This window comes from Reyranella sp., assembly GCF_004296935.1.
GTDB lineage: Bacteria > Pseudomonadota > Alphaproteobacteria > Reyranellales > Reyranellaceae > Reyranella.
Window position 1 is genome coordinate 18,699 of sequence record NZ_SCVH01000075.1, and the last position, 24,056, is coordinate 42,754.

General features: G+C 65.3%; 23 protein-coding genes. 16 read left to right on the plus strand and 7 right to left on the minus strand.

Going from position 1 to position 24,056, the window contains the following annotated elements:
* The first annotated feature begins 59 nt into the window (after window positions 1–59).
* Complete coding sequence (locus EPO55_RS09975; RefSeq protein ID WP_296336557.1) at window positions 60–821, plus strand: hypothetical protein; 762 nt, start codon at window positions 60–62, stop codon at window positions 819–821.
* A 79-nt stretch (window positions 822–900) separates the two neighbouring features.
* Here the strand turns inward: EPO55_RS09975 and EPO55_RS09980 are convergent, their stop codons facing one another.
* Complete coding sequence (locus EPO55_RS09980; RefSeq protein ID WP_296336559.1) at window positions 901–1,938, minus strand: LLM class F420-dependent oxidoreductase; 1,038 nt, start codon at window positions 1,936–1,938, stop codon at window positions 901–903.
* 68 nt (window positions 1,939–2,006) lie between these two features.
* On the opposite strand from EPO55_RS09980, the gene EPO55_RS09985 reads away from it, so the two are divergent.
* On the plus strand, window positions 2,007–3,086 hold the full coding sequence (locus EPO55_RS09985) for an SGNH/GDSL hydrolase family protein (protein ID WP_296336561.1): 1,080 nt from the start codon (window positions 2,007–2,009) through the stop codon (window positions 3,084–3,086).
* Window positions 3,087–3,096: 10 nt separating this feature from the next.
* Here EPO55_RS09985 and EPO55_RS09990 read toward each other — a convergent pair whose 3' ends face one another.
* Together EPO55_RS09990 and EPO55_RS09995 are read right to left on the minus strand one after the other, a co-directional pair.
* Window positions 3,097–3,390 (minus strand): hypothetical protein, encoded by a 294-nt coding sequence (locus EPO55_RS09990; protein ID WP_296336563.1) that lies wholly within the window; start codon window positions 3,388–3,390, stop codon window positions 3,097–3,099.
* Window positions 3,391–3,403: 13 nt separating this feature from the next.
* Entirely contained in the window at window positions 3,404–6,190 is a 2,787-nt protein-coding gene (locus EPO55_RS09995) for an ATP-dependent DNA helicase (RefSeq protein ID WP_296336565.1), read from the minus strand.
* A 72-nt stretch (window positions 6,191–6,262) separates the two neighbouring features.
* On the opposite strand from EPO55_RS09995, the gene EPO55_RS10000 reads away from it, so the two are divergent.
* The 6 genes from EPO55_RS10000 to EPO55_RS10025 all read left to right on the plus strand — a co-directional run bounded on the left by EPO55_RS10000 (window position 6,263) and on the right by EPO55_RS10025 (window position 13,796).
* Window positions 6,263–7,549 carry an NAD(P)/FAD-dependent oxidoreductase gene (locus EPO55_RS10000; RefSeq protein WP_296336567.1) on the plus strand — a complete coding sequence of 429 codons (1,287 nt, stop codon included), beginning with the start codon at window positions 6,263–6,265 and terminating at the stop codon, window positions 7,547–7,549.
* A gap of 169 nt (window positions 7,550–7,718) precedes the next feature.
* Window positions 7,719–9,647: an oligopeptide transporter, OPT family gene (locus EPO55_RS10005; RefSeq protein WP_296336569.1), complete on the plus strand. Its 1,929-nt coding sequence runs from the start codon at window positions 7,719–7,721 to the stop codon at window positions 9,645–9,647.
* A 191-nt stretch (window positions 9,648–9,838) separates the two neighbouring features.
* On the plus strand, window positions 9,839–11,440 hold the full coding sequence (locus EPO55_RS10010) for a lysine--tRNA ligase (protein ID WP_296336571.1): 1,602 nt from the start codon (window positions 9,839–9,841) through the stop codon (window positions 11,438–11,440).
* A gap of 9 nt (window positions 11,441–11,449) precedes the next feature.
* Window positions 11,450–12,109 carry an ureidoglycolate lyase gene (locus tag EPO55_RS10015; RefSeq protein WP_296336574.1) on the plus strand — a complete coding sequence of 220 codons (660 nt, stop codon included), beginning with the start codon at window positions 11,450–11,452 and terminating at the stop codon, window positions 12,107–12,109.
* An 86-nt stretch (window positions 12,110–12,195) separates the two neighbouring features.
* A complete protein-coding gene (locus tag EPO55_RS10020) occupies window positions 12,196–13,341 on the plus strand; it encodes a twin-arginine translocation pathway signal protein (protein WP_296336575.1) in 1,146 nt (381 codons plus the stop codon).
* Window positions 13,338–13,796, plus strand: coding sequence for a MarR family winged helix-turn-helix transcriptional regulator (locus tag EPO55_RS10025; RefSeq protein WP_296336577.1), 459 nt, complete (start codon window positions 13,338–13,340; stop codon window positions 13,794–13,796). Before EPO55_RS10020 ends, EPO55_RS10025 begins: the two co-directional genes overlap by 4 nt.
* On the opposite strand, the gene EPO55_RS10030 is transcribed toward EPO55_RS10025, so the two are convergent.
* Window positions 13,753–14,418 (minus strand): TetR/AcrR family transcriptional regulator, encoded by a 666-nt coding sequence (locus EPO55_RS10030; RefSeq protein WP_296336578.1) that lies wholly within the window; start codon window positions 14,416–14,418, stop codon window positions 13,753–13,755. The genes EPO55_RS10025 and EPO55_RS10030 overlap by 44 nt on opposite strands.
* Before the next feature lie 84 nt (window positions 14,419–14,502).
* Here EPO55_RS10030 and EPO55_RS10035 point away from each other — a divergent pair, with 84 nt between their 5' ends.
* Window positions 14,503–15,402 carry a sterol desaturase family protein gene (locus EPO55_RS10035; RefSeq protein WP_296336579.1) on the plus strand — a complete coding sequence of 300 codons (900 nt, stop codon included), beginning with the start codon at window positions 14,503–14,505 and terminating at the stop codon, window positions 15,400–15,402.
* On the opposite strand, the gene EPO55_RS10040 is transcribed toward EPO55_RS10035, so the two are convergent.
* Entirely contained in the window at window positions 15,392–16,015 is a 624-nt protein-coding gene (locus EPO55_RS10040) for a TetR/AcrR family transcriptional regulator (protein ID WP_296336580.1), read from the minus strand. The genes EPO55_RS10035 and EPO55_RS10040 overlap by 11 nt on opposite strands.
* A gap of 62 nt (window positions 16,016–16,077) precedes the next feature.
* Between EPO55_RS10040 and EPO55_RS10045 the strand changes: the two genes are divergently transcribed.
* Window positions 16,078–16,998, plus strand: coding sequence for an SDR family NAD(P)-dependent oxidoreductase (locus EPO55_RS10045; RefSeq protein ID WP_296336582.1), 921 nt, complete (start codon window positions 16,078–16,080; stop codon window positions 16,996–16,998).
* 38 nt (window positions 16,999–17,036) lie between these two features.
* Window positions 17,037–17,762, plus strand: a complete 726-nt coding sequence (locus EPO55_RS10050) for an SDR family oxidoreductase (RefSeq protein ID WP_296336584.1) — start codon at window positions 17,037–17,039, stop codon at window positions 17,760–17,762.
* Window positions 17,763–17,779: 17 nt separating this feature from the next.
* Here EPO55_RS10050 and EPO55_RS10055 read toward each other — a convergent pair whose 3' ends face one another.
* On the minus strand, window positions 17,780–18,004 hold the full coding sequence (locus EPO55_RS10055) for a hypothetical protein (RefSeq protein ID WP_296336585.1): 225 nt from the start codon (window positions 18,002–18,004) through the stop codon (window positions 17,780–17,782).
* Between the two features lie 40 nt (window positions 18,005–18,044).
* Window positions 18,045–18,467, minus strand: a complete 423-nt coding sequence (locus tag EPO55_RS10060; protein ID WP_296336586.1) for a DUF4345 domain-containing protein — start codon at window positions 18,465–18,467, stop codon at window positions 18,045–18,047.
* Between the two features lie 129 nt (window positions 18,468–18,596).
* Here EPO55_RS10060 and EPO55_RS10065 point away from each other — a divergent pair, with 129 nt between their 5' ends.
* The 5 genes from EPO55_RS10065 (at window position 18,597) to EPO55_RS10085 (ending at window position 23,886) form a co-directional block, all read left to right on the plus strand.
* The gene (locus tag EPO55_RS10065; RefSeq protein ID WP_296336587.1) at window positions 18,597–18,866 is read left to right on the plus strand and encodes a hypothetical protein; all 270 of its coding nucleotides are present in this window, start codon (window positions 18,597–18,599) and stop codon (window positions 18,864–18,866) included.
* A gap of 9 nt (window positions 18,867–18,875) precedes the next feature.
* Window positions 18,876–19,262, plus strand: a complete 387-nt coding sequence (locus EPO55_RS10070) for a hypothetical protein (RefSeq protein WP_296336588.1) — start codon at window positions 18,876–18,878, stop codon at window positions 19,260–19,262.
* A complete protein-coding gene (locus EPO55_RS10075) occupies window positions 19,259–19,942 on the plus strand; it encodes a potassium channel family protein (RefSeq protein WP_296336589.1) in 684 nt (227 codons plus the stop codon). The genes EPO55_RS10070 and EPO55_RS10075 overlap by 4 nt, the downstream gene beginning before the upstream one ends.
* A 94-nt stretch (window positions 19,943–20,036) precedes the next feature.
* Window positions 20,037–21,662, plus strand: coding sequence for an NAD(P)/FAD-dependent oxidoreductase (locus EPO55_RS10080; RefSeq protein WP_296336590.1), 1,626 nt, complete (start codon window positions 20,037–20,039; stop codon window positions 21,660–21,662).
* 88 nt (window positions 21,663–21,750) lie between these two features.
* Window positions 21,751–23,886: a hypothetical protein gene (locus EPO55_RS10085; RefSeq protein WP_296336592.1), complete on the plus strand. Its 2,136-nt coding sequence runs from the start codon at window positions 21,751–21,753 to the stop codon at window positions 23,884–23,886.
* The last annotated feature ends 170 nt before the right edge of the window (window positions 23,887–24,056 follow it).

A 24,056-nucleotide genomic window follows, 5' to 3' on the forward strand; every position in this document is an offset into this window, starting at 1 on the left:
GTCGTGCTGTGGCAACATCTTCGCGCGATGGTAAGGATCGCCATAGAGGAGACCGCCGCATGACACCAAATAATGCTACGCAGGGTCCTATCGACCTATTGCAATTCGTCAGCGCGGAGCATCAGCAGTTCCTGATCTCTATGGTGAAATCCCGACCGGAGTTTGACGCTCATTCTCACCTGCAGGGCTTGTTCCAAGCCGTGTTGTCCCAGACTGAGGTCCCGGAAGACGACATGGTATTGATCCAGCTGCTGGTCTTCATTCACTACCATTTTGTTTATTCTCACGCTTGCCTCTTCCGGTGTCACCTTTCGGAAGCATTTGCATCGGCTCGATCAGCGATTGATGCGGCTCTGATCGGCGCATTCATCATCGATGATCGTTCCCTTCAAGTGCAGTACTTGAAGCGGGAGGCACCCTTCAACAATCTCGCGCGGCACTTGGGCAATATGGTTCGAGAGAAAAAGCCAATGCCTCACCGTCTCGTTCCGGCGCTCCGAGAAGTCCACGGCAATATCAGCCGCTTTGCCAGCCACGCTGACATCGACAGCTTCATGCATAGGGTAGAAATCACAGAGAAGGATGAAAAGCCGCTTGTTCAAATTCAGTATTTCCAGTTTTCGCGCAACGATGCCCAGCGCAAGCTTCACTTCGTTCAGCTGCTGTTGTCGTTCGTGCTGGTCCTCGACGTTTTTTCGGACTTCTTAGTCAGCCAGCTAAAGTCAGTCCCCAAGCAATGGCAGGATGAACTTCGTGGGCTCGGCCAGGCGCTCGAGAGAGGGCGGGACGAGATAAAAAAGCAGCTGCCTGCCGACACTTAGGCGTGATGGCCCGTCGAGCGGCTGGCCATGCACGCCGTTGTCGAAGTCGAAAGTGGACCGAAGAAGTGGAAGGGTCAGATCAATTAAGCCGCACCGCCTGCGCCATCACTTCGATCGCCTCGGGCTGGCGTGACCGCACATTGAGCGTATCGGCGCCGCAGTCCTCCCAGGCGCGGTAGCGTTCGCGGATGCGGGCCGGCGGACCGACGATGGATTTCATGTCGACCCATTCGTCGGGCACCGTGGCGATGGCCTCATCCTTGTGGCCGGCAAGATAGAGTTCCTGGATGCGCTTGGCCGCATCGCCGAAGCCGCGGCGCACCATGATGTCGTTGTGGAAGTTCTTGGTCTTGTGGCCCATGCCGCCGACGTAGAGCGCGATCTCGGGCTTCAGGCGTGCGAGGGCGCCTTTCACGTCGTTGTCGACCTCGACGTGGACGTTGGCGGCGATGGCGAAGTCCTTGAAACCCTTGCCGTTGCCGGCGCGCCTAAAACCTTCTTCGAGCCATGGCCGGTATTCATCCATGGCGCCGGGCATGAACCCCATGGGCAGCCAGCCGTCGGCGATCTCGGCGGTCAGCTTCACCGTCGCTTCGTTGCCGGTGGCGAGATAGATCGGGATGTCGGGGTTCATGTGCAGGATGGATTTCAGCGGCTTGCCGATGCCCATGGCGCCGGGGCCGGTGTAGGGCAGCGAAATCTCGCGGCCCTCGTGGCTGACGGGTCCCTCGCGTTTGAAGATTTTGCGCATGATCGTGACGTAGTCGCGCATGCGCCAGTAGGGCTTGCCCCAAGGCTGGCCGTACCAGCCCTCGACGATCTGCGGACCCGACACGCCGATGCCGGCGAGGAAGCGGCCGCCGCCGGCCATGGCATCGACGGTCGCGGCCGACATGGCGGCGTTGGCGGGCGTGCGGGCGGCGAGCTGCATGATGCCGGTGCCGAGCTTTATCCGTTTGGTGTGGGCGGCGAGGAAGGCGAGCGGCGTCACCGCGTCGGAGCCGTAGGCCTCGGCCGTCCACACCGAATCGTAGCCCAACTCCTCGGCGCGCTGCACCAGCTTCACGGGGATATCGAGGGCGGCGCGGGAATAGCCGATGGAGAGGCCCAGCTTCATTGTCGTTTCCTCCTAGGAGACCAGACCGTACCATCCGACGGCGGCGGACGACCAACAGGGAACATCGATTGAAATCTGTCCTGCGATTTGTCGGCCAGGCGCTCGCCCAGACGCTCGCCATTGGGGCGATCACCCTGGTGCTGGATTTCGTCCTGACGGCGACGCTCTTCTCGAGCCTCAAGAAGTCCTGGGCGGAGGCGGCCCGGCCCGGGGTCTATATGCCGGCTGCCCACCATCACGATCTCGTCCCCAACCGTGAGCTCGTGCGCGTCTGGGGCAGGGTCCGCTATCCGTGGAAGACCGACCGGTTTGGATTCCGCACCGGCGATTGCGCGCCGGGCGAACCAGAGAAGGGGCGACAGGCGGTCTTCGTCGTGGGTGATTCCTTCAGCGAGGCGCTGGGCTCGAGCTATGAGCAGAGCTTCGTCGGGTTGATGGCGTGTGACGCAGCGAGGCAGGGCAAGGCGGTCTATAATCTCGGCGTCGCCTCTTATAGCCCGGCGATCTATCATCAGAAGATCCGCGCCGCCGCCCAGCGGCTGGGGATCACGCCGGCCGAGATTTTTGTCTTCCTCGACCTCTCGGACATCGATGACGACGCCAACGTCTATCGCGAGAGCGGCGGGGGCGGCGGCGCGAGTGTCGCCAAGGCCGATCGCTGGGCGGTTCCCTGGGACGAGATCGGACTCTTTTTCGTCAACAACTTCGCGGTCGTTCATCTTGCTCACGACCTCTCCGTGGCCTCCTCCTTCAATCAGCAGATGTCGTTTGGCCGGCCCCGCGCGCGCTGGGCGTTCGATCCGGTGCTGCTGGAGGACTGGGGCCGGCGCGGCCTGGAAGTGGCGGGCGGCAATCTCGACAAGGTCGTGGCGATCTGCCGGGACTGGCAGTGCCGCGTCACCCTGGTGGTCTATCCCTGGCCGGACAATGTCGCCGTGGGCGACCGCGACAGCCTCCAGGTCCGGCACTGGCGCGACTGGGCGGCGGCGCGCGGCGTGCGCTTCGTCGACGGCTTCGCGCCCTTCTTCCGTGGCCCGCCCGAGGCGGCGATCGCCCGGTACTTCATCCCGGGCGATGTCCATTTTACGGAGGCCGGCAACCGGCTGCTCTATGACGAGGTAAGAATGGCTACGGGCGGCAAATGGTAGGGCCGGCTTTCTAGGAGACCATCACGTACCAGCCCTGGGCGATGTGGCCCGCGCCGCCGGCGGCCGCCTTGACCCGGATCTTCCTGGCCAGCACGTCGAGCGAGGCGCCGGGCTCGACCCGGATCGTCCGCGCCGCGCCATCGGCTTCGACGATCAATCCGTCGGTGGCGTGAATCCGGTAGATCGAGGGCTTGTCGGGGGCCAGCAGCACGGTCTGCCAGCGCGTCGACCCGGCCACGATCCGTCCCGCCGGCACTTGTATGCCGACGCTGTCGGCGGGGGCGCTGTGCGGTTGCTTGGCCATGCAATTCTCCGGTTCAGGCATCCGTAGAGGACAGGAAATCGCGCGTCGCCGCCACTGCGTCGGCGAGGCCGACGCGGTCGACGCTGACCCCCGGCGGAAAGGCGCCGAGCAGCCGCGTCGGCAGGCGCGAGTCCAGCATCACGAACACGCCGCGATCGTCGCCACGGCGGATCAGCCTGCCATAGGCCTGTTTCAGGCGAAGTCGCGCCAGCATGTCATCGTAGGCGGTGGCGCCCGCACCTGCGGCTTTCCACGCCGCTTTCCGGGCGCGATGGAGAATGTCGGGGCGTGGCCACGGCACGCGGTCGAACACGATCAGCCTGAGCGAGCGTCCCGGCACATCGACGCCGTCGCGCACGGCATCTGTGCCGAGCAGGCAGGAATGCTCTTCGGCGCGGAAGATGTCGACCAGAGTGGCCGCGTCCATGCCACCCACATGCTGCGCGTAAAGAGGCAAGCCCGCTTCTTCCAACGCCGGTGCGATGCGCTGGTGCACGGCGCGCAATCTTCCGATGGCGGTGAACAGCCCCAGCGCGCCACCACCCGCCGCCACGAACAGTTCGCGGTAAGCCGCCGCCACCTGGTCGGAATCGTCGCGCCGCACGTCCTTGACGATCAGCACCTTGGTGGCATGGGCATAGTCGAACGGCGAGGCCATCGACGCACGCATTGCCGGTTGAAGCAGGTGTTTTGTACCGGTTCGCGCCTCGGCCACCGCCCAATCGGCGTTCATGTCGGGCGCCTCGTCGTTGGCGGCGGCCGGCACGCCCAACGAATCGCGCAAGGTCGCCGAGGTGATGACCGCGCCGTGCGACGGCCGGATCACCGAATTCACGAACGGCTCGGTGGGATCGAGATAGTGGCGGTACATGCCGACATCGACCTCGCGCTGCTGGCTGCGCTCGACGGCGAACCAGTCGACGAAGGCGGGGTCAGGATCGTTGTGCAGACCGCGCAGCATGGCGCGCCAGGCTTCGAGCGTGACTTCGCACCGGTTAGTGAGCGAACGGGCCACACCTTCGATGCGCCCGCGCTGGCCGGAATCGAGCGACTCGGCTTCGGTCTCGAGCTTGGCGCGCAAGGCCTGGCGCAGGCGGCGCACCGGCACCAGCATCTGCTCCAGCGACTGGGCGAGCTGGTCGGCGGCTTCGATGAGGCCGGGATTGAGCGGCCGCACGTCGCATTCCTGGCCAAAACCCTGGTCGTCGCCGGCCGACCGGGCGCGGACCTGCTGGCGCACGAGCGCCAGGAACTCCTCGGCCGGGCCCAGCACCGTGCCGTCGGCCAGCCGCGTCTGCCAGTTGGTGCCGGGCAGGCGTTGCGCTAGATCGAGCAGCCGCTTCAGCGCGTTCAGAGCTTCGACATCCTCGCCCAAAAGATCGCTGACGCGCCGTTCGAGGCCGCGGGCGCGGCTGCCGCGCCGTCCCTCGGCGCCCAGGATCCAGCGCCGGAGGTCGGAAGCCTCGACGCCGCTCAGGTGCGCACCGAAAGCGCCGTCGGCGGCATCGAACAAGTGATGGCCCTCGTCGAAGACGTAGCGCAACGGTCGCGTCGCATCGTCGAGGCCGCCCATCGCCGCCTGGATCATCACCAGCGCGTGGTTGGCGATCACGATGTCGGCCTGGCGGGCGCGACGGATGGTGCGTTCGACGAAGCACTTCCGGTAGTGCTCGCAAGCCGAATAGATGCACTCGCCGCGCCGGTCGGCGAGACGGGTGACGCGACTGCGGCCGACGAGGTCGAGCAGCCAGGCGGGGAGATCGCCTCCGATCATGTCGCCGTCGCGGCTGGCCAGCGCCCAGCGCGCCAGCAGGCCGAGGCCGACGGCGTTCTCCGGCTGCAGGCCGCTTCGCTGCACCGCCTCCTGGAAGTTCAGCAGGCAGAGATAGTTCTCGCGGCCCTTCCGGATCACCACGCGGCGGCGCTTTTCGGACGAATCGCGATGCAGCCGGTCGAGTTCGTTGTCGATCTGGCGCTGCAGGTTGCGGGTGTAGGTGGCGATCCACACCGGCGCGCCGTTCTTCTCGGCCCACAGCGACGCAGGCGCGACGTAGCCCAATGTCTTGCCGACGCCCGTGCCGGCTTCGACCAGCACGACGTTGGGCTTGTCCTCTTCCTCGCGGGGCGCGAAGGCCTGGCTGGCGGCGGATGCGTAGTCGCTCTGGGTCGGTCGCGCCTCGGCCATGTTGGGGCCGGCCGAGATCATTTGCGCCAGACGCAACCGCGCCTCGCGCGACTCGACGGGTGCGCTGCCCGGCGGTGGTGCGGGTGGCGGTTCCTCCCATTGCGGCAGGGTGCGCCAGACATCGAGGCCGGCGCCGGGTCGCGGCTTCCTGGCGGCTTGTTCGATACCCAGCGCCGCCAGGACCACGTCACCCCATGGCCACTTGCCTCGCGCCATGGCGAGTGCTGTGTCCTTCAGGTCGGGCGACGCCAACGCCGCCATATCGTCCAATTCGTTGAGCAGGGCGCGTGCGACCTCGGGCAGGCTCGCCACCTCTTCTTCGGGCGTGGCCGGGATCGGTAGATCGAGCGCCTCGCAGAGGCCGCGTGGGGTCGGCAGACAGAAGGTCGCCGGTCGCACGAAGGCGTAAAGTTCCAGCAGGTCGCGCGCCGGCAGATCGTCGAGCCCGAGCCGCGCCGCGACCGCAGGCGCGTGGCAGACCAATGGGCCACTGCCGGCGGCGCGCAAGGCGGCGTCGGACGCCGACACGCGCTCGATGCGGCCATCCGGCAGGCGCCACAAGGCGCCGCGCGCCGTTGCGATCAAGGCCGGCCAGGTTGGAGGGGAAGACGCCATTTCGGTTTCGATAGCATACAATGGCTGTCAATGACCTTGCCCCGCAGGTTTCTCGATCGCCGCAGCCTGTTGATGTCCGCTTTGGGAACGGCCGTTGCGTTGCCGGCCCATGCGGCCGATCCCGACGTGGCGATCGTGGGTGCCGGCGTGGCCGGTCTCGCCGCGGCGCGAACCCTGATGGCGGCGGGCAAGAGCGTGCAGGTGGTCGAGGTGCGCGAGCGCATCGGCGGCCGTGCTTTCACTGACAGCACGACCTTCGGCTTTCCCTTCGATCATGGGGCGCAATGGATCGAGGCCGGCAAGATCAATCCAGCCATGGCGATCGTGCGCGAGGCGGCCGCCAAGGCGATCCTCGACCGGTCCGAGCAGGCCATGTACCTCGCGGGCAAGGAACTCTCGAAAGAGGATTATGAGCGTTTCGAGAAGATCGCCAACGAGGCCACGCGCCGGATCGCCGAGGCGCTGAAGAAGCAGCCCGACGTGGCGGTCGGCCGGCTGCTGGTACCGCAGGACTCCCTGGAACGCCTGGCCTACGCGATGGTCGGGCCGCTGGAGCAGGGCGTCGAGAATGGTGAGCTGTCGGCGCGCGACTTCACCCGCCAGCCCGAGGCCGAGCCGCAATACGCCATCGCCGAGGGCATGGGCGCGATGATCGCGCGCTGGGGCGCCAAGGTGCCGGTGAAGCTGGGCGCCCGCGTCGTCAGGATCGATTCGACCGGCACCCAGGTAGCGCTCGAGACCACCGCGGGCCAGATCCGCGCCCGGGCCGCCATCGTCACCGTGCCGACCGGCGTTCTGGCGACCGGCAATTTCGGCTTCGCGCCGCAATTGAGCGCCGCCAGGCGCGAGGCCATCGCCCAGCTGCCGATGGCATCCTTCAACAAGGTGGCCCTGCTGTTCTCGCGCAAGGTGATCGACGCCCCGGCGGGCCGTAGCGTGACCGCGCTGACAGGCAAGGGATTCGCCTTCGACGCCATCGTGCGGCCGGCCAATCGCGATGCCGCGATCGTCTTCATCGGCGGCGCGCAGGCCCGCGCACTCGAGGAGGAGGGCGGGCGTGCCGCGGTCACCTTCGCCTTGTCGGCACTGGCGGAGATCTTCGGCGACGATCTGCGGGGCGCCCTCGCGCAGTCGCACGCCACCCGCTGGGGCCGGGATCCTTACGCGCTGGGCTCGTGGTCGGTGGCCCGGCCCGGCCACGCCGACAAGCGCGCGGTGCTGGCGCAGCCGCATCACGACCGCGTCTTCTTCGCCGGCGAGGCGACCGATCCGGTGTGGGCGACGCGGGTGGGCGGCGCCTATGCCTCGGGTTTGCGCGCCGCCAAGGAGGCTTTGGCCTTGCTGGGCGCGAAGCGATAGCGTGGCGCACCATGGCCGGAAGGCCGCCGGCGGCGATCACGACGGGCTTGTTCATGACTCGCTAGGCGCTGTGGGCCGGCGGTGCCTTTGCCGCAATCGGCCGGCACGTTGGATTGCCGATTAGCTACAATCGCGCTCTACTGCGACAGGGAAGTTGGGAAAGCCTTTGATGCGGGACTTTACTCTGCGCGGCATGGCGTTGGGTGCGGTAATCACCGTGCTGTTCACCACCGCCAATGTCTATCTCGGACTGAAAGTCGGACTGACTTTTGCCACTTCCATCCCTGCGGCCGTCATCTCCATGGCCCTGCTCAGGCTTCTTGGGAACAGCAATATCCTCGAGAACAACATCGTGCAGACCATTGCTTCTGCAGCCGGAACGCTGGCGGCGATCATCTTCGTCCTGCCGGGACTGGTCATGATCGGTTGGTGGCAGGGCTTTCCGTACTGGATGACAGCGGCCGCGTGCGCGATCGGCGGGATTCTAGGCGTCATGTATTCTATCCCCCTGCGGCGTGCTCTGGTGACGGGATCGGACCTACCTTATCCCGAAGGCGTGGCGGCGGCCGCGGTTTTGAAAGTCGGCTCGACATCTCAGGAAGGAGCGGAGGAGAACGCCCGCGGCCTTCGCGTCATCATTTGGGCTGGGCTGATCTCCGCGGGGTTTGCCGTCCTGGCAGCCATGAAGTTGGTGGCGTCCCATGTGGCGGTTCGCTTCAAGGTCGGAAGTGCTGCGACCGGGCTTTCGGCGAGTTTCTCGATGGCACTGATCGGGATCGGACATCTGGTCGGGTTGTCTGTCGGCATTGCCATGCTTCTGGGAACCGCCCTCTGTTGGGCAATCCTGGTGCCTTATTTGACCGCACAGCGCGGCGTCACTGGGCCCGCCGACGAAGTCGTCTCGGCGATATTCGGCCAGGAGATCCGCTTCATCGGTGCTGGCACAATTGGCATCGCCGCGATCTGGACCCTCTTGAAGATCTTGCAGCCCATCGTGAGCGGCGTGAAGGCTGCGATGGCCTCGGCGCAGGCGCGACGCGGCGGAGTGATGCTCGATGTCATCGAGCGCGACCTGCCGATCGGTATCGTCGGCGGCACCGTCGTCCTGTCGCTTCTGCCCATTGCTGCCTTACTGTGGTGGTTCGCCAAGAGCGGGCCCGTCGCGGACCATGCGGCGGTCGTGATCTCCGCGACGCTGGTCTATGTGGTGGTCGCCGGCGCGCTGGTCGCGGCGGTGTGCGGCTACATGGCTGGCCTTATCGGCGCGTCGAACAGTCCGATTTCGGGGGTTGGCATTCTTGCCATCCTCGGAGCCTCTTTGCTGCTCGTGCTCTACTTCGGGCAAGGCGGCGATGCGTCCACGTCGCGAGCCCTGGTTGCCTATGCTCTATTCACTACCGCCCTCGTGTTCAGCATCGCGACCATTTCCAATGACAACCTTCAGGATCTCAAGACCGGGCAACTGGTCGGCGCGACGCCATGGCGGCAGCAAGTGGCTCTGATCCTAGGCGTGGTATTCGGGTCCCTGGTCATCCCGCCGGTGCTCGACCTCCTGAATACCGCCTTTGGTTTCGCCGGAGCACCAGGTGCCGGTTCCCAGGCGCTCGCTGCCCCACAGGCGGCACTGATCTCGGCGTTGGCCACGGGCGTCCTGGGCGGCAGCCTCGATTGGACCCTGATCGGGGTGGGCTGCGGCATCGGCATGATCGTCATCCTGATCGACGAGGCGATGGGAAGGGCGGGCAAGACGCGCTTGCCGCCGCTGGGCGTCGGGATGGGGATCTATCTTCCGATGTCGATGACCTTGCTGATTCCGCTCGGCGCCGCGATCGGCTGGGCCTACGATCGGTGGTCGGATCGGCAGTCGCGACCTGAATTCGCAAAGCGCATGGGCGTTCTGGCCGCGACAGGTCTTATCGTCGGTGAAAGCCTTTTTGGTGTCGTCTTTGCCGGCGTCGTTGGCGCCACAGGGAGTGATGCGCCATTCAAGGTGGTCGGTGACAATTTCGCAAGCGTGGCGATGATCGCCTCGCCTGTCGTGTTTGTCTTGCTGATCGTGCAACTGTATCATCGTACGATGCGGGCGGTTTCCGGCTAGGAGTTCTGGGCCCCGGGGGCACGCCGCGCCGTCGTCTGTCGGCAAGCCATGAACGACCGTGAGAGCGAAGAGGCGACCGAACGCGTCCAGAACGGGCCGATTGCGCATTGCTTGCACGGTACTCCGGAAGTCCCTGCAATTGACGCAAATGGCCGCCGCACCTAGTTTGGCGGCCCCCAACTTGGTCAACCATGTCCCAGATCGATCGTTCCCTCGCCGAAGCCGCGCGCGCGTGGCCCTTTGAAGAAGCCCGCAAGCTTGTCGCCCGCATCGGCGGCAAACCGCCGGCCAAGGGTTATGTGCTGTTCGAGACCGGCTACGGTCCGTCGGGCCTGCCGCACATCGGCACATTTGGCGAAGTCGTGCGCACCACGATGGTGCGCCAGGCGTTTCGTCGCCTGAGCGATGTGCCGGCGCGGCTGTTTTGCTTCTCCGACGACATGGACGGTCTGCGCAAAGTGCCGGACAACGTGCCAAATAGGGAAATGCTGGCGGCCCATCTCGGCAAGCCGCTGACGGCGGTGCCCGATCCCTTCAGCAACGAGCATCCGAGCTTCGGTGCCGCCAACAACGCCCGCCTGCGCGCTTTCCTCGATTCCTTTGGCTTCGAGTACGAGTTCCAGTCGGCGACCGAGTGGTACAAGTCGGGCCGCTTCGATCCGATGCTGCTCGCCATGCTGCGCCATTACGATGAGGTCCAGGCGGTGATGTTGCCGACCCTGGGCGAGGAGCGGCAGCAGACTTATTCGATCTTCCTGCCGATCTCGCCCAAGACCGGCCGCGTGCTGCAGGTGCCGGTGGTCAGGACCGACCCCGATGCCGGCACCATCGTCTATCGCGACGAGGACGGCTCGCTGGTCGAGACGCCCGTCACCGGCGGCAACGTCAAGCTGCAGTGGAAGGCCGACTGGGCCGGCCGCTGGTTCGCACTCGATGTCGACTACGAGATGTACGGCAAGGATCTCATTCCTTCGGCCGAACTCTCGGCAAAGATCGTCAGGATCCTGGGCGGCAAGCCGCCGGAGGGCTTCAACTACGAGCTCTTCCTCGACGACCAGGGCCGCAAGATCTCCAAGTCCAAGGGCAACGGGCTCTCGGTCGAGGAGTGGCTGCGCTATGCGCCGCCCGAATCGCTGGCGCTCTACATGCAGCAGCAGCCCCGGCGCGCCAAGCGGCTCTACTTCGACGTGATCCCGCGCGCCATCGACGATTATCTCGCCGCGATCGAGAAGATGCCGGCCGAGGAGCCGGCGAAGGTGCTGGAGAATCCCGCCTGGCACATCCACGACGGCAAGGCGCCGGCCAATTCGGCAGCCGGTGTCAATTTCGGCATGCTGCTGAACTTGGCGAGCGTGGCGCACACCGACGACAAGGATGTGCTGTGGCAATACCTGCGGCGCTACGTGCCGGGTGCCACACCCGAGACCGCGCCCTACCTCGATCGCCTGCTGCAGGGCGCCGTGGCCTACTATCAGGACTTCGTGAAGTCCTCGAAGAAGTTCAGATTGCCCGTCGGCAAGGAACGCGCGGCGCTCCAGGATCTCGCCGACACGCTGCGCAAGATCCCCGAGGACGAAAGCGCGGAGTTCATCCAGCACGAGGTCTATGAGGCCGGCAAGCGCCACTTCGCCAAGGAAGAGCTGCGCCAGTGGTTCAAGGCGCTCTACGAGGTGCTTCTGGGCAGCGAGCAGGGGCCGCGCATGGGCGCCTTCATCAAGCTCTATGGCCGCGACAATGTCGTGTCGCTGATCGAGCGTGCGCTGGCCGGCGAGGATCTCGGCAAGGCGGCGTAAGGAGGCGTCATGAGCGACGGCGTCGTCTTCGATTATCTCAATCCCGATATCCCCAAAGGGCTGAAGACGCTCGACGTGCCGCTGGTCCGCGCCAATCGCGAGTCGATCAAGGGCTATGGCGAGATCGTGCGCGACCCCAAGAAGCACAGGATCGAGATCGTGCCGTGGCCGCTCAGCGGCTCGCGCAGGCTCGACGCCGGCACCGGCATCGAAGGCGGCACGACCGAGGGCATCTTCGCCTGCGAGTGGCGCGGCAACGAGCTGATCGGTCGCAACGAGGCGGTGGGCGGCCACTATGTCATCGGCTTTCGCGACCTGCCCGAAAAGGCGCTGCCCGGCGTGGCGCTGGCCCAGGACCGCGTGTTGCTGTGGCATTGCAACTACCACCCCGACGGCGGCCAGCTCTTCTGGCCGCTCGACGGCAAGCCCTTCGTCGTGCCGGTGGCCAAACCCGGCGACGACCTCGAGCCCGAGTCGTTCGTGGCCTTCTGGTCCGATGGCAGCTTCGGCATCTACATCCATCCCGGCATCTGGCACGAGGGCGTCTTTCCGGTGACGCCGGCCGGCCGCTTCTTCGACAAGCAGGGCAAGGTGCATGCCCGGGTGAGCTGCGACCTCGCGCGCGAGTTCGGCGTCCTCCTGTCGGTGCCGCTGCCCCACGTAATCTAGCAAAGCATTCCGGAGAATATTTTTTGCTTGCGCATAAATATTCCAACGAATATAAGAACATTCCATAGAATGTTATGGAGGATTCGATGGCTCTTTCGCGCAAGGTTTTTCTCCGGATTCTGGGTGGCGGCATCGTGGTGGCGGCCGGGGCCGCGATTGCCGTCCCGCGGCTGGACGCCATGCCGGCCGTGGCCGTCGAGGGCTGGCGCGGACCCGGACCCGACGAGACCGATCCGCGGCGGCGGGCGCTCGCCTGGGCGCTGCTCGCGCCCAACCCGCACAATCTGCAATCCTGGGCGGTCGATCTCTCGCGGCCCGACGAGATCGTCCTCCACGTCGACGCCGCGCGGCTGCTGCCCCATACCGACCCGTTCTCGCGCCAGATCCTGATCGGCCACGGCTGCTTCCTCGAGATCCTCGCGATGGCCGCGGCGGCCGACGGCTACCGGACCGAGGTGACGCTCTTTCCCGACGGTCCCTGGAGCCTCGACAGACCGGTTGCGCGCGTGACGTTCACCAGGCAACCGGGGATCGCCGTCGATCCGCTGTTCGCCGAAGTGCCGCGTCGACGCACGGTGAAGGGCAGGTTCGAGGCGCGCGCCCTCGATCCCGCGCACAAGGCAGCGTTGCTGGCCGGTCAGGCGGCATCGGGGTTGCCGCTCGTCCTCGTCGACGATGCGGAGAGCGTCGAGCGCCTGCGCGAACTGGCCGTCGCCGGCTCGGAGATGGAAATGAACACCCATCGCACCCACAAGGAGAGTATCGATGTGGCGCGCATCGGCGCGGCCGAGATCGCCGCCCATCGTGACGGCATTTCGCTGAAAGGGCCGATGATCTGGGCGCTGCGCCATGCCGGCCAGATGACCCCGGCCAAGGCGATGACGCCGGGCACGCTCGCCTGGAACGGCGGCCGCGATTATGTGATGGCAGGCTACGCCAGCGCCCGCGCCTTCGGCTGGATCGCCAGCGGCGACAACGCGCGCGAGACGCAGATCGCCGCCGGTCGCGCCTTCGTTCGCCTGCAGCTCGCGGCGTCGGCTCTGGGCGTGGCCCTTCAGCCGCACAGCCAGACGCTGCAGGAATATCCCGAGATGGCCCCGCTGCGCGCGGCCATGCACAGGCAAACCGGCACGGCAGCGGGCGCCACGCTGCAGATGTTCTTCCGCCTGGGCTATGCTGGCGATCCCGGCCCGTCGCCCCGACGGGCGCTCAACAGTTTCGTGACCGCGTGACCGAGCCGCCGCTTGCCTTCCGCATCGTCAACTGGATCGGCATCATCGACCAGCTGGCCTCGACCGATGCCAACCGGCTCCTGCGGCCGCTCGGCCTGCAGAAGCCGCAGTTCATCGTGCTGAACCATTTCAGCCATCGGCCGGACGAGACCAAGACCATCACCTCGATCGCCCGCGCCCTGCAGCAGCCGCAGCCGGGCGTCACCAAGAACGTGCAGAAGCTGGTGGCCAAGGGCTGGCTGCGCGAGCGCGTCAACGGCGGCGATGGCCGCTCCAAGCTGCTCGCCCTCACGCCGGCCGGCCTCGCCAAGCATCGCGCCACGATCGCGGCTCTCATGCCGGGGCTGGCGCGCGCCTTCGCCGACTGGCCGGAGAAGGATCAGCGCACGCTGTTCGCGCTGCTCGACCGGCTCAAACTGTGGTTCGATTCCGACCGGGATCGGCCGCGGCCGTGATCGCGCCGAGATAGGCCACGGCCAGCCGCACGATCTCGTCCTCGAAGGCGCGACTGCGGAGGAAGGGTTGCTCCTCCAGCACCGCGGCACGGATGGCGCCGAGCGTCGCGCGCGACATCACGAACAGCTGCTCGCGCGACAGCGCCGGCAGGATCGGGTGCGCCCCGCTGCCGACCTCGGCGCCGGCGGCGGCGATGAACGAGGCCACCGGCGCCATCAGCTCGATGCCGAGACCCTGCGCCAGGATCGCCTGCACCACCGCCTTGCGCGCCCGCTGCCGGCCGCGGAAGGCGTGGATGATCGTCCGCACCATGGCGCGCACGCGGCCCTCGAGCGAGGGATCGCTCTCGCCGCGGAGCGCGCGGCCGACGTCGGCCAGGGCCACTTCCATCTCCCGCCGCGCCAGCGCCAGCAACAGCGCGTTCTTGTCGGTGAAGTACTGGTAGAGCGTGCCGATGCTGACACCGGCGCGTTCGGCCACCGCATTGGTGGTGAAGGCGGCCAATCCGCCCGCTTCCAGAATCTGAGCCGCCCCTTCCAGGATCGCCACCACGGTCTCGGCGGCGCGCGACTGGCGGGGAATTCTGCGTTTGATCTCAGGGGGTTGGCGGCGGGCGGCCACAGCGATGCTCCGGCGGCAAAGGCGAGTACGGAAACATGAGCATCGCTCATATATTCCCATTCGGCAAAGACAAAGGAGTTCACCATGGACAGCCTGGCCTTCCTCTATTTCGCCCTCCTGCCGATGGTGGTGGTCGCGGCCCTGGCCGAGGGTCTGTGGCTCGCGCGCAGCCGCACCGAAGCCTACGACTGGAAGGCCTGGGCATGCTCGCTGGCCGACCTCGCCGGCCGCCGCCTGCTGGGGTTCATTCCCTATGGGCTGGCAGCACCCTGGCTCGACTGGGTGTGGCAGCACCGGCTGTTCACCCAGTCGCTCGACAGCGTCGGCTCGGTGCTGCTGCTCTTCATCGGGCTGGAATTCTTCTACTACTGGTACCACCGGACCGCGCACACCTCGCGCTGGTTCTGGGCGTCGCATTCGGTGCATCACTCGCCCAACCAGTTCAACCTCGCCGCCGCCTATCGCCTGGGCTGGTTCGGCCGCTTCACCGGCACCTCGCTCTTCTTCACGCCTCTCGTGCTGCTGGGCTTCACGCCGACGGCTGTGCTGACGGCGCTGTTCCTGAACCTGCTCTACCAGTTCTGGATCCATGCCGACTGGATCCCGAGGCTCGGTTGGCTGGAATATGTGCTCAACACGCCGTCGAGCCACCGCGTCCATCACGCGCGCAATCCCGAGTATCTCGACGCCAACTTCGGCGGCGTGCTGATCGTCTTCGACCGGCTGTTCGGCACCTATGTCGAGGAAAAGAAGGACGTGCCCTGCGATTTCGGGCTGGTCTCGCCGGTTGTCTCCTCGCGCAATCCGTTCGTCGTCAATGTCGGGCCGTGGATCGGCCTGGCGAAGGATCTCGCCTCGGCCCGCTCGCCGCGCGAGGTCTGGATGTACCTGTTCGCGCCGCCGGGCTGGCGGCCGAATGGCGCCGGCCTCACCACGGCGGAGCTCAAGAAGCGGGGTTTATCGGTTCAGCCCGCTATGAGGTAGCGTCGCCCAGTGCCGCCATGAACACGCGCGCCAGCATGGGCACCGTTGTCGGATTGTCGAGCACGCCGGGATCGTGGGCCAGCGCTTCCCATACCGTGCCCTCGACGGCGGCCAGCGCCATGGCGAGCCGCGCCGCGTCGAGCATCGCGCCGGCGACGCCCGCGAACTTGGTTTGGAGGGCGGGGACGTAGACGCGCGCCTCTTCCAGGATCGCCTGGCGCCCCTGGACTTCCGGCAAGGTATCACGGAGCGCGAGCGAGAGGTCGAGGGTGCGCCGCTTCTCGGCAAGGAACACCGTCATCGCCCGGCGCGACGCTTCGTCGAGATTGGTCACGCCCGCGAGATCGACGCCAACCACCGCGTCGAGGAAGGCGCGCGTACGCTGCCGCACGATTTCGACGGCGATCGCTTCGCGGTTGGGAAAGTACTGATAGAGCGATCCGACCGACACGCCGGCCCGTTCGGCGACACGGGTGGTGGTGAGCCGGGCCCAGCCGTCGGTCCGAAGAATGCGAATCGCCGCCTCGACGATCGCCTCCACCGTGGCCGTGGAACGGTCCTGGGTCGGCTGTTTCCGTTGCTTTGGCGCACCTGCCAAGGGGCGATCTCCCATGCGAATGGACGGACTCCGAGGCGGCAACCATCTTCAGGACGTCGCTTATGGAGCCAATGCCGATGTCTTCTTCCCATCATCTCGTGACCGGCGCCACCTCGGGGATCGGACTGGAGCTGGCCGGCCGCCTGCTGGCCGATCCGACCTGCCGCCTCGTCGTCGGCGCGCGCCGCCCCGAGGCGGCGGCCGTGCTCCGGGCGCTGGCCGGCCCCGAGCGGTTGACGATTCTGCCGCTCGATCTGGCGTCGCTCGCTTCGACCACCACCTTCGCCGAGTTGGTGGAGAGGCACCTCGCCGGCGACAAGCTTGCGTCATTCGCGGCCAATGCCGGATTGCAGATCACCGGGCCGTGTCGCCTGACCGCCGACGGATACGAGGAAACGTTCCAGGCGAACTTCCTGGGGCATGCCGTGCTGATCGAGCGACTCCTGCCGCATCTCGCTCCGGGCGCACCGGTCATTCTGACCGCGAGCGGCACGCACGACCCGGCGATCCGGGCGGCACGGATGTTCGGCTTCCGGGGTGGGCTATTCGTCGGCGCCGACCGCGTCGCCAAGGGGGATCTCGACCCGGCTGCGTCGGTGAAGCAGCAGGGCATGGACCGCTACGCCACGTCGAAGCTCTGTGTCATCCTGCATGTCTATGCCCTGGCGCGGCGGGCGACGGCCGACGGTCCGCACTTCATCGCCTTCGATCCCGGTCTGATGCCGGGCACCGGCCTGGCACGCGAGCGGTCGGGTCTGGAACGTTGGGCCTGGTCGAATGTGCTGCCAGTGGTGGCCCGCGCCTTGCCGGGCACCAGCACGGCGCAGGCGTCGGGTGCCGCCTATGCCGAGCTTCTGACCGGCCGCGCCTTTCCCGGCGGCACCGGCCTGCACATCGACTTCACGCTTGCCGAAGTGCCGAGCTCGCATGATTCTCGGTGCGAGGACTGGCAGGACGAGCTTCTCCGGTTTGTGGAACGCGTGGCGCTTGAGCGCTGAGCGTCGCGACGGCAGAGTGCCGACGAAGGAGAAACGCCATGGCGAGAGACAGGGTCTGCGTCGTGATCGGCGCCGGCGACGCGACCGGCGGCGCGATCGCCCGCCGCTTCGCGCGCGAGGGCTTTACCGCCGTCGTCACGCGGCGCAGCGCCGACAAGCTGCAGCATCTGGTGGCCGAGATCGTGAAGGAGGGCGGCAAGGTCCATCCCTTCGGTTCCGATGCGCGCGACGAGGCCGAGGTCGAGAAGCTCTTCCGCCAGGTCGAGACCGAGATCGGCGACATCGAAGTCTTCGTCTTCAACATCGGCGGCAACGTCCGCTTCGACATCCGCGACACCACCGCCCGCGTCTACCGCAAGGTCTGGGAGATGACGGCCTTCGCCGGCTTCCTGACGGCGCGCGAGGCGGCCAAGGCGATGGTGCCGCGCGGCCGGGGTACCATGATCTTCACCGGCGCCACCGCGAGCCTGCGCGGCGGCCGCGGCTTCTCCGCCTTCGCCGGCGGCAAGCATGCGGTGCGGGCGCTGGCCCAGTCGATGGCGCGCGAGCTGGGCCCGCAGAACATCCATGTCGCCCATGTCGTGATCGACGGCGCCATCGACACCGAATGGATAAAAGCCAACTTCCCCGAGCGCTACAACGCCGGCCCCGACGCCATCCTGGCGCCCGACGACATCGCCGAGGCCTACTGGCAGCTTCACCGCCAGAAGCGCAGCGCCTGGACCTTCGAGATGGACCTCAGGCCGTGGAAGGAGAGCTGGTAGCGTCCGGCCCGAAGGCCCTATTTCTTCGGCGTGGTCGCGGCACCGACGCCGGCGCCCACCGCGCCGCCGATCAGGGCGCCGGGCAGGAGACCGATCGGCGTCACGGCGCCGATCAGGGCACCCGAACCGGCGCCGATGCCGCCACCGGTCACGGCGCGTTGGCCCCAGGTGTCGCCACAGGCGGCGAGGCTGAGCAGGACGGAGCCAAAGACGAAAGCCTTGGCGATGTTGGTGACGGCCATGGTGCGAAACTCCCCGTTGCGCTTCTGGAAGTCCACAGGGTTACGACGCGATGTGTCCTAAATGGGGCGCCAATCGGGCAATCCCCGGGAAATGCCGCCTTGATTTCGAGACGATGCGCACCTGCCACAGGCAGAGCAACGGCGCCACGAGGAGTTCCATCACCAGCGCTGCAATCACCGGCGGCGTGACCGCGTCGCCCAGCGCCATGCCGAGCATGCGTGCGAAGCCACCGGTGACGACCAGCGCCGTCAGAAATCTGAGGCGTCCGCCCATCGCCTCGATCCCGGGCACCGTGCTCCAGTAGCCGAGCCCGATCGCCAGCAGCAGCCCGCTGAGATAGCGGTGATGATTGTCGGTCCTGGTGCCGTCGGAAGCGCCGTGCACGATGCCCCACAATCCCGACACCACCGGCAGCGCTGCCGCGATCGCGATCGAAAGCTGAAGGGCGCGTCTTTCCCACATATCCCTGCTACGCGGGCGGAACGACTCCGGATCAGGACCGCTGTGGCTTGACCGCGCGAGTCGGTCGGTCCGACACTGCGGCGGGGAGGAAAGACCCTGGTCGAGGATCCCGACATCACCGTCTGGCTCATGTTCGCGCCGTTCTGGCTGCTGGGCATCGCCGCCGTCTTCGGGGCCGTCTGGCACACGGTCCATTTCGCCGTCGTGCACCGCCGCGCCCAGGCCGCGGGCCACGTGCCCCGGACTTCGTTCTTCTCCCGATCGCTGCGGTGGCACGAGCTGAGCGACGATGGCCGCCACCATCTCAAGCGCGCCCTGATCGCCTTCGCCGTCTTCTTCGGCCTCTGCCTCGGCGGCATCGTGATGGGCGTCGTGGCCGCCTTCGTGATGCGGGTGTAGGCTCCGTCCATGCCCGTGCACTGGACGGTCTCCCATTCCGCCCGGCTGGTCGTCGCCGTCGCCAAGGACGACGTCACCCCGGCCGACATCGAGCGCTATTTCGCCGGCATCACGGCCGACGGCGCCATGGCCTACGCCAAGATCTTCGAGATCACCCACACGCCCATGGCGCTGAGCGAAGCCAACCTGAAGGCGCTGGGCGAACGCGTCATCTACTACGCCCAGCACGGCCAGATGGGGCCGGTGGCGATCGTCGCCGCCTCCGATGAAAGCTTCGCCCAGGCGCAGATCTTCGCCGCCGCGGCCCAGGTCCGCCGCCCGCTGGCGATCTTCCGTGAACTCCACGCCGCCCGTGCGTGGCTCGACGCTCAACCCTTGCCGCCCCAGACCGAGTGATCCGCAGCCGTCTGCTCCGCCGCGTGGCCTATGCCCGGCGCAACCGCTGCAGCGTGCTGGTGGCCGTGCTCTGCCTGTTCATCCTGCTCAATCCGCTGCTCTCGGGATCGATGGTCGGCGCCACGGCGCTCGCCGCCAGCCTGTTCGTGATCCTGATCCTGGCGGTGTGGGCGCTGCGCGTCCGCCAGCCGTTCGTCTGGGGTCTGGCGGCGCTCGCCTTCCTGACCATCGACGCGCTGGTGGCCGATCGCCTCGGCGAAACCTGGATACGCCCGCTGGCGCTCGCCGCCACTGCCGCCTTCATCAGCACCGTCACCGTGGCCCTGCTGCGCTACGTGCTCGACCGCCGCGCCATCACCACCGACAAGGTGTTCGGCGCCGTCGCCGCCTACATCCTGATCGCGCTTTCCTTCGCCAGCCTCTTCGGCCTGCTGCAGGTCTTCGAGCCGCAGGCCTTCAATGCCGCCGTGGCCCACGGGCCCGACGGCCGGCTCAACTGGTCGGACCTGATGTATTTTTCCTTCACCGTGCTGACCTCTACCGGTTTCGGCGAGATCACGCCGGCCACGCCGCTGGCGCGCGCGCTGATTATCATCGAGCAGGTGCTGGGGGTCATGTACGTGGCCTTCCTGATCGCGCGCCTGGCCAACATGTACGGCCACGAGCGGCACCGGGGCTGACGGGCGCCATTCGCACGTCGAACGGGTCGCATTGCCGCCGGATGTTCCGGCGCGGCGAGGGTCTATACTGGGGCCGGGTTCAAGGAGAGACGCCATGGCCAACACAGCCGAAGCCACCACCGAGCGCTGGGACGCCATCGTCATCGGCGCCGGCCTGTCGGGCATGTACCAGCTCCTGAAGCTGCGCCAGATGGGCTTCAAGGCCCGCGTCTACGAGGCCGGTTCCGACGTCGGCGGCACCTGGTACTGGAACCGCTATCCCGGCTGCCGCTTCGATTCGGAGAGCTGGACCTACGGCTTCTCCTTCTCGCCCGAGGTGCTGAAGGAGTGGAGCTGGTCCGAGCATTTCTCCGGCCAGCCCGACAACCTGCGCTACTGCAACTTCCTCGCCGACAAGTTCGACCTGCGCCGCGACATCACCTTCAATGCCCGCGTGAAGGCGGCGCGCTGGGACGACGCGGCCGGCGAATGGGAAGCGGTCTTCGAGGATGGACGCCGCGCCCGCGCGCGCTTCCTGATCACCGCCATCGGGCCGCTGTCGGCGCCGACCATGCCGGTGATCGAGGGCGCCGGCGATTTCAAGGGCGAGTGCTATCACACGGGCCTGTGGCCGCATCATCCCGTCAGCTTCGCCGGCAAGCGCGTGGCGGTGATCGGTACCGGCGCCTCGGGGGTCCAGGCCATCACCGAGATCGCCAAGACCGTGGGCCATCTCACCGTGTTCCAGCGCACGCCCAACTGGTGCACGCCGCTGCGCAACAGCAGGATCGCGCCCGAGGAGATGGAGGAGATCCGCGCCCGCTACGACCAGATCTTCGCCCAGTGCCGGGACAACTGGGGCTGCTTCATCCACACCGCCGACCCGCGCCACGCGACCGAGGTGACGCCCGAGGAGCGCGAGGCCTTCTTCGAGAAGCTCTATGCCCTGCCCGGGTTCGCCTTCTGGCAGGGCAACTTCCGCGACGTGCTGATGGACAAGGATGCCAACGACGCGATGACGGCGTTCGTGACCAAGAAAATCCGCGCCCGCCTGAAGGACCAGAGGATCGCCGACAGACTGATCCCGACCAACCACGGCTACGGCACGCGGCGCGTGCCGCTCGAGAGCGGCTACTACGAGGTCTATAACCAGCCCAACGTCAGGCTCGTGGACCTGCGCGAGAGGCCGATCGAGCGCATCACGGCAACGGGCATCAAGACCAGCGACGCCCAGTACGACTTCGACATGGTCATCTTCGCCACCGGCTTCGACGCCATCACCGGCGCCTTCGACCGCATCGACATCACCGGCCGCGGCGGCCAGAAGCTCAGGCAGAAATGGGCCGACGGCCCGCACACCTATCTCGGCCTCAACGTAGAAGGCTTCCCCAACATGCTGACCCTGGTCGGCCCGCACAACGCCGCGACCTTCTGCAACATCCCGCGCTGCATCGAGCAGAACGTCGATTTCGTGACCACGCTGCTCGACCACATGCGGAAGAAGGGCCTGGCGCGCGTCGAGGCGACGCCGCAGGCGGAGGAGGCGTGGACCGCCCATGTCCACGACACCGGCTCGCGGCTGCTCGCCATGCAGGTCGATTCCTGGATGACCGGCGTCAACAAGAACGTCCCCGGCCGCCTCAAGCGCACCTTCATGGCCTACGCCGGCGGCGCGCCGAAATACCGCCAGAAGTGCGAGGAGATTGCGGCCAACGGGTATGAGGGGTTTGCGCTGAGGTAGCTCGAAGTTGAATTTTCATACTAAGGCTCAATCTCACGTAGACTAACCCTGAACTCTTTGGTTACCGTCCCCTTGGGGGGGCGCCAAAATGTCTTGGTATCAATCGCTTGGGTTGCAATTCATTGCCCTTTTGGCGCTGGTGTTGGGTGTTCTTCTTGCGGCCTTCGCGGCGTATGTTCACATAAAGCGAAACACCTACACTGAGAAGCGCTTTAGCTTCTATGCGTTCTTAGCGTGTTGCCTGTTGGCCACGTCGTCGCTGTTCGTCTTGTTCAATGTTTCTCCATGGGAGCCGTTGCTTCGATATCTTGGCCTCCCAGTCGAGCCTGCATCTTTCAGTGATAAGGCCTTAGGGGTAGGCTTTGTGCTGGGCTTCATGGCGCTCGCCTCGCATTGGGCTCGGTCCTGGAATGGGCAGCTTACTCAATCCGGCGCAGAAGCACGCCTTCGCGGCGAGCAGACCTCTTTTTTGTCTGATGGACTAACTGAGTCATTTAGAATGATCCGCCGTGCTCCGCGGGATCCGCTGTTCGTTGAGCGGCGAAAGGTATTGGATGGAATACGCTTAGCATCTCCACTAATTGACCTTCCTTTTCATGAGCAAGTTCTGGATCTTGCCCAAGCAGCATGGCCTGAATTGCTTGTTGAACGAAACGCATGGACAGCGGAGACGAGGACATGGCGTGGAACAAACGCAGCTTTAGATCAACCATTTTGGATTGTGTGTTGTGTTGACCAAAGTGAATGGAATTCACTGCGATTGCGAGAGCAATTCCACCACGGAGCGAAGGCGGCGAGATTACCGAGGTTAGTGCTAGTTATCGATAACGACGCGGGCCGAGAGCAAATTCAGACGGATTTGATTTCGATGTCACCTGACGTAGAAATTATTAAGTTTGATGATTTGATTTCTCGCGCGCTCCCTCTTGCACAATATCGTCGAGAAATTGCCCGGCAATTCGCCGAACAGGATCTTCCGAACGCATCCTTCCCGGCAAAGAAAATATTTGCTCCAGCATCTATACGCACCGTGACGCTGGCCTTATCTGGTCAGATCCGCGAAAGCGATGTCGTTGAACAGTTCGAGGCGCACATCACCACTTGGATAGAAGGCGATCAAAATCGACAGATCGCCTTGCTCGGTGATTATGGACAGGGGAAGAGCACGGCAGTCTTAGCGCTGACATATCGAATGCTGTTTGATGAGGCATTTGCGAGAGCAACCGGTGGCCGCTTGCCAATTCTAGTTCGGCTCACTGGCCAGAGTCCGAAGACATCTAGCCCAGAGGAATTGTTGAGCGCTTGGGGCGGTCGGTTTGGCCTCAACGGGCGAGCATTATTGGCGTTGCATCGAGCAGGCAGGACGCTTCTTATATTTGATGCCTTTGATGAGATGGCCAATGTTTCCGACCACGCTGATCGGATTGATCACTTTTCAATGTTATGGCGATTCGCCTGCCCCACTGGGAAAGTTTTGTTTACGGGCCGGCCGAATTTTTTCTTGGACGATGAAGAGTTAAAGAATGCCCTGCGCGTCGGTGAAGCTAGCGCGTCAGGCGCATATTGCCAGGCACTAAGAATACAGCCATTTGATCTGGATCAAATGAAGATTGCCTTGAGATGGATGGAGCCATATCGCCTCCGCGAATTTATCAAAGCAGTTACAGCGCAGGCCGAATTGCTGTCACTGGTTCGAAGGCCTAGCTTTCTTTTTCAAGTCTCACGTCTTTGGCACCTCGGCCTTCTCAGAATTGATAGTGATACAGTCTACTCGGCAAATGTCATATTGGACTTCATTTCTTACTCTCTAGATCGTCAAGTCGACAAGCAGGTGACGGACATTTCCCACGCACAGCAAGCGGCGAGATTCATTCCTTTGCGACGGTCAGAACTTGACTACTTTGTTAGCGGGTGTGCGATCGCAGCCCTAAGTGGCGGGCGAAGCAATAGCCTGTCAGCCGTTGAGTATCGGAAGACCATCGCCGAACTTATAGAGCGAGCACCGGAGTCTTGGTTTGGGTTGACGACCCACGATGGCGGCTCGGTGGGATTGCCTTTGTCGGAACGCATTCCTGATCTTGAGAAAAGAATCGAGTCATGCGCACATGCAGTAAGGACGCATGGTGTTCTCGAATTGGACCCAGCGAGAGCCGACCACTACAAGTTTTCTCACAAGTCTTTTGCCGAAGCCCTAGCGGCTAATGCGATTGTTGCAGGGGGCTAAGAGAACACCATGCTCTCTCGGTATTGTGGCGCGCCCTTCGCATGACGGACGTTCTGGCTCAACGGGTCGTTCTATCATTTGTTCGAGATATCGCGGTCGTTGGGGATCGGTCGAGCGATCTGAGAGAACCGGACGTATTCGCGAACTTGAGTCTCTCATCATCCTGGTTG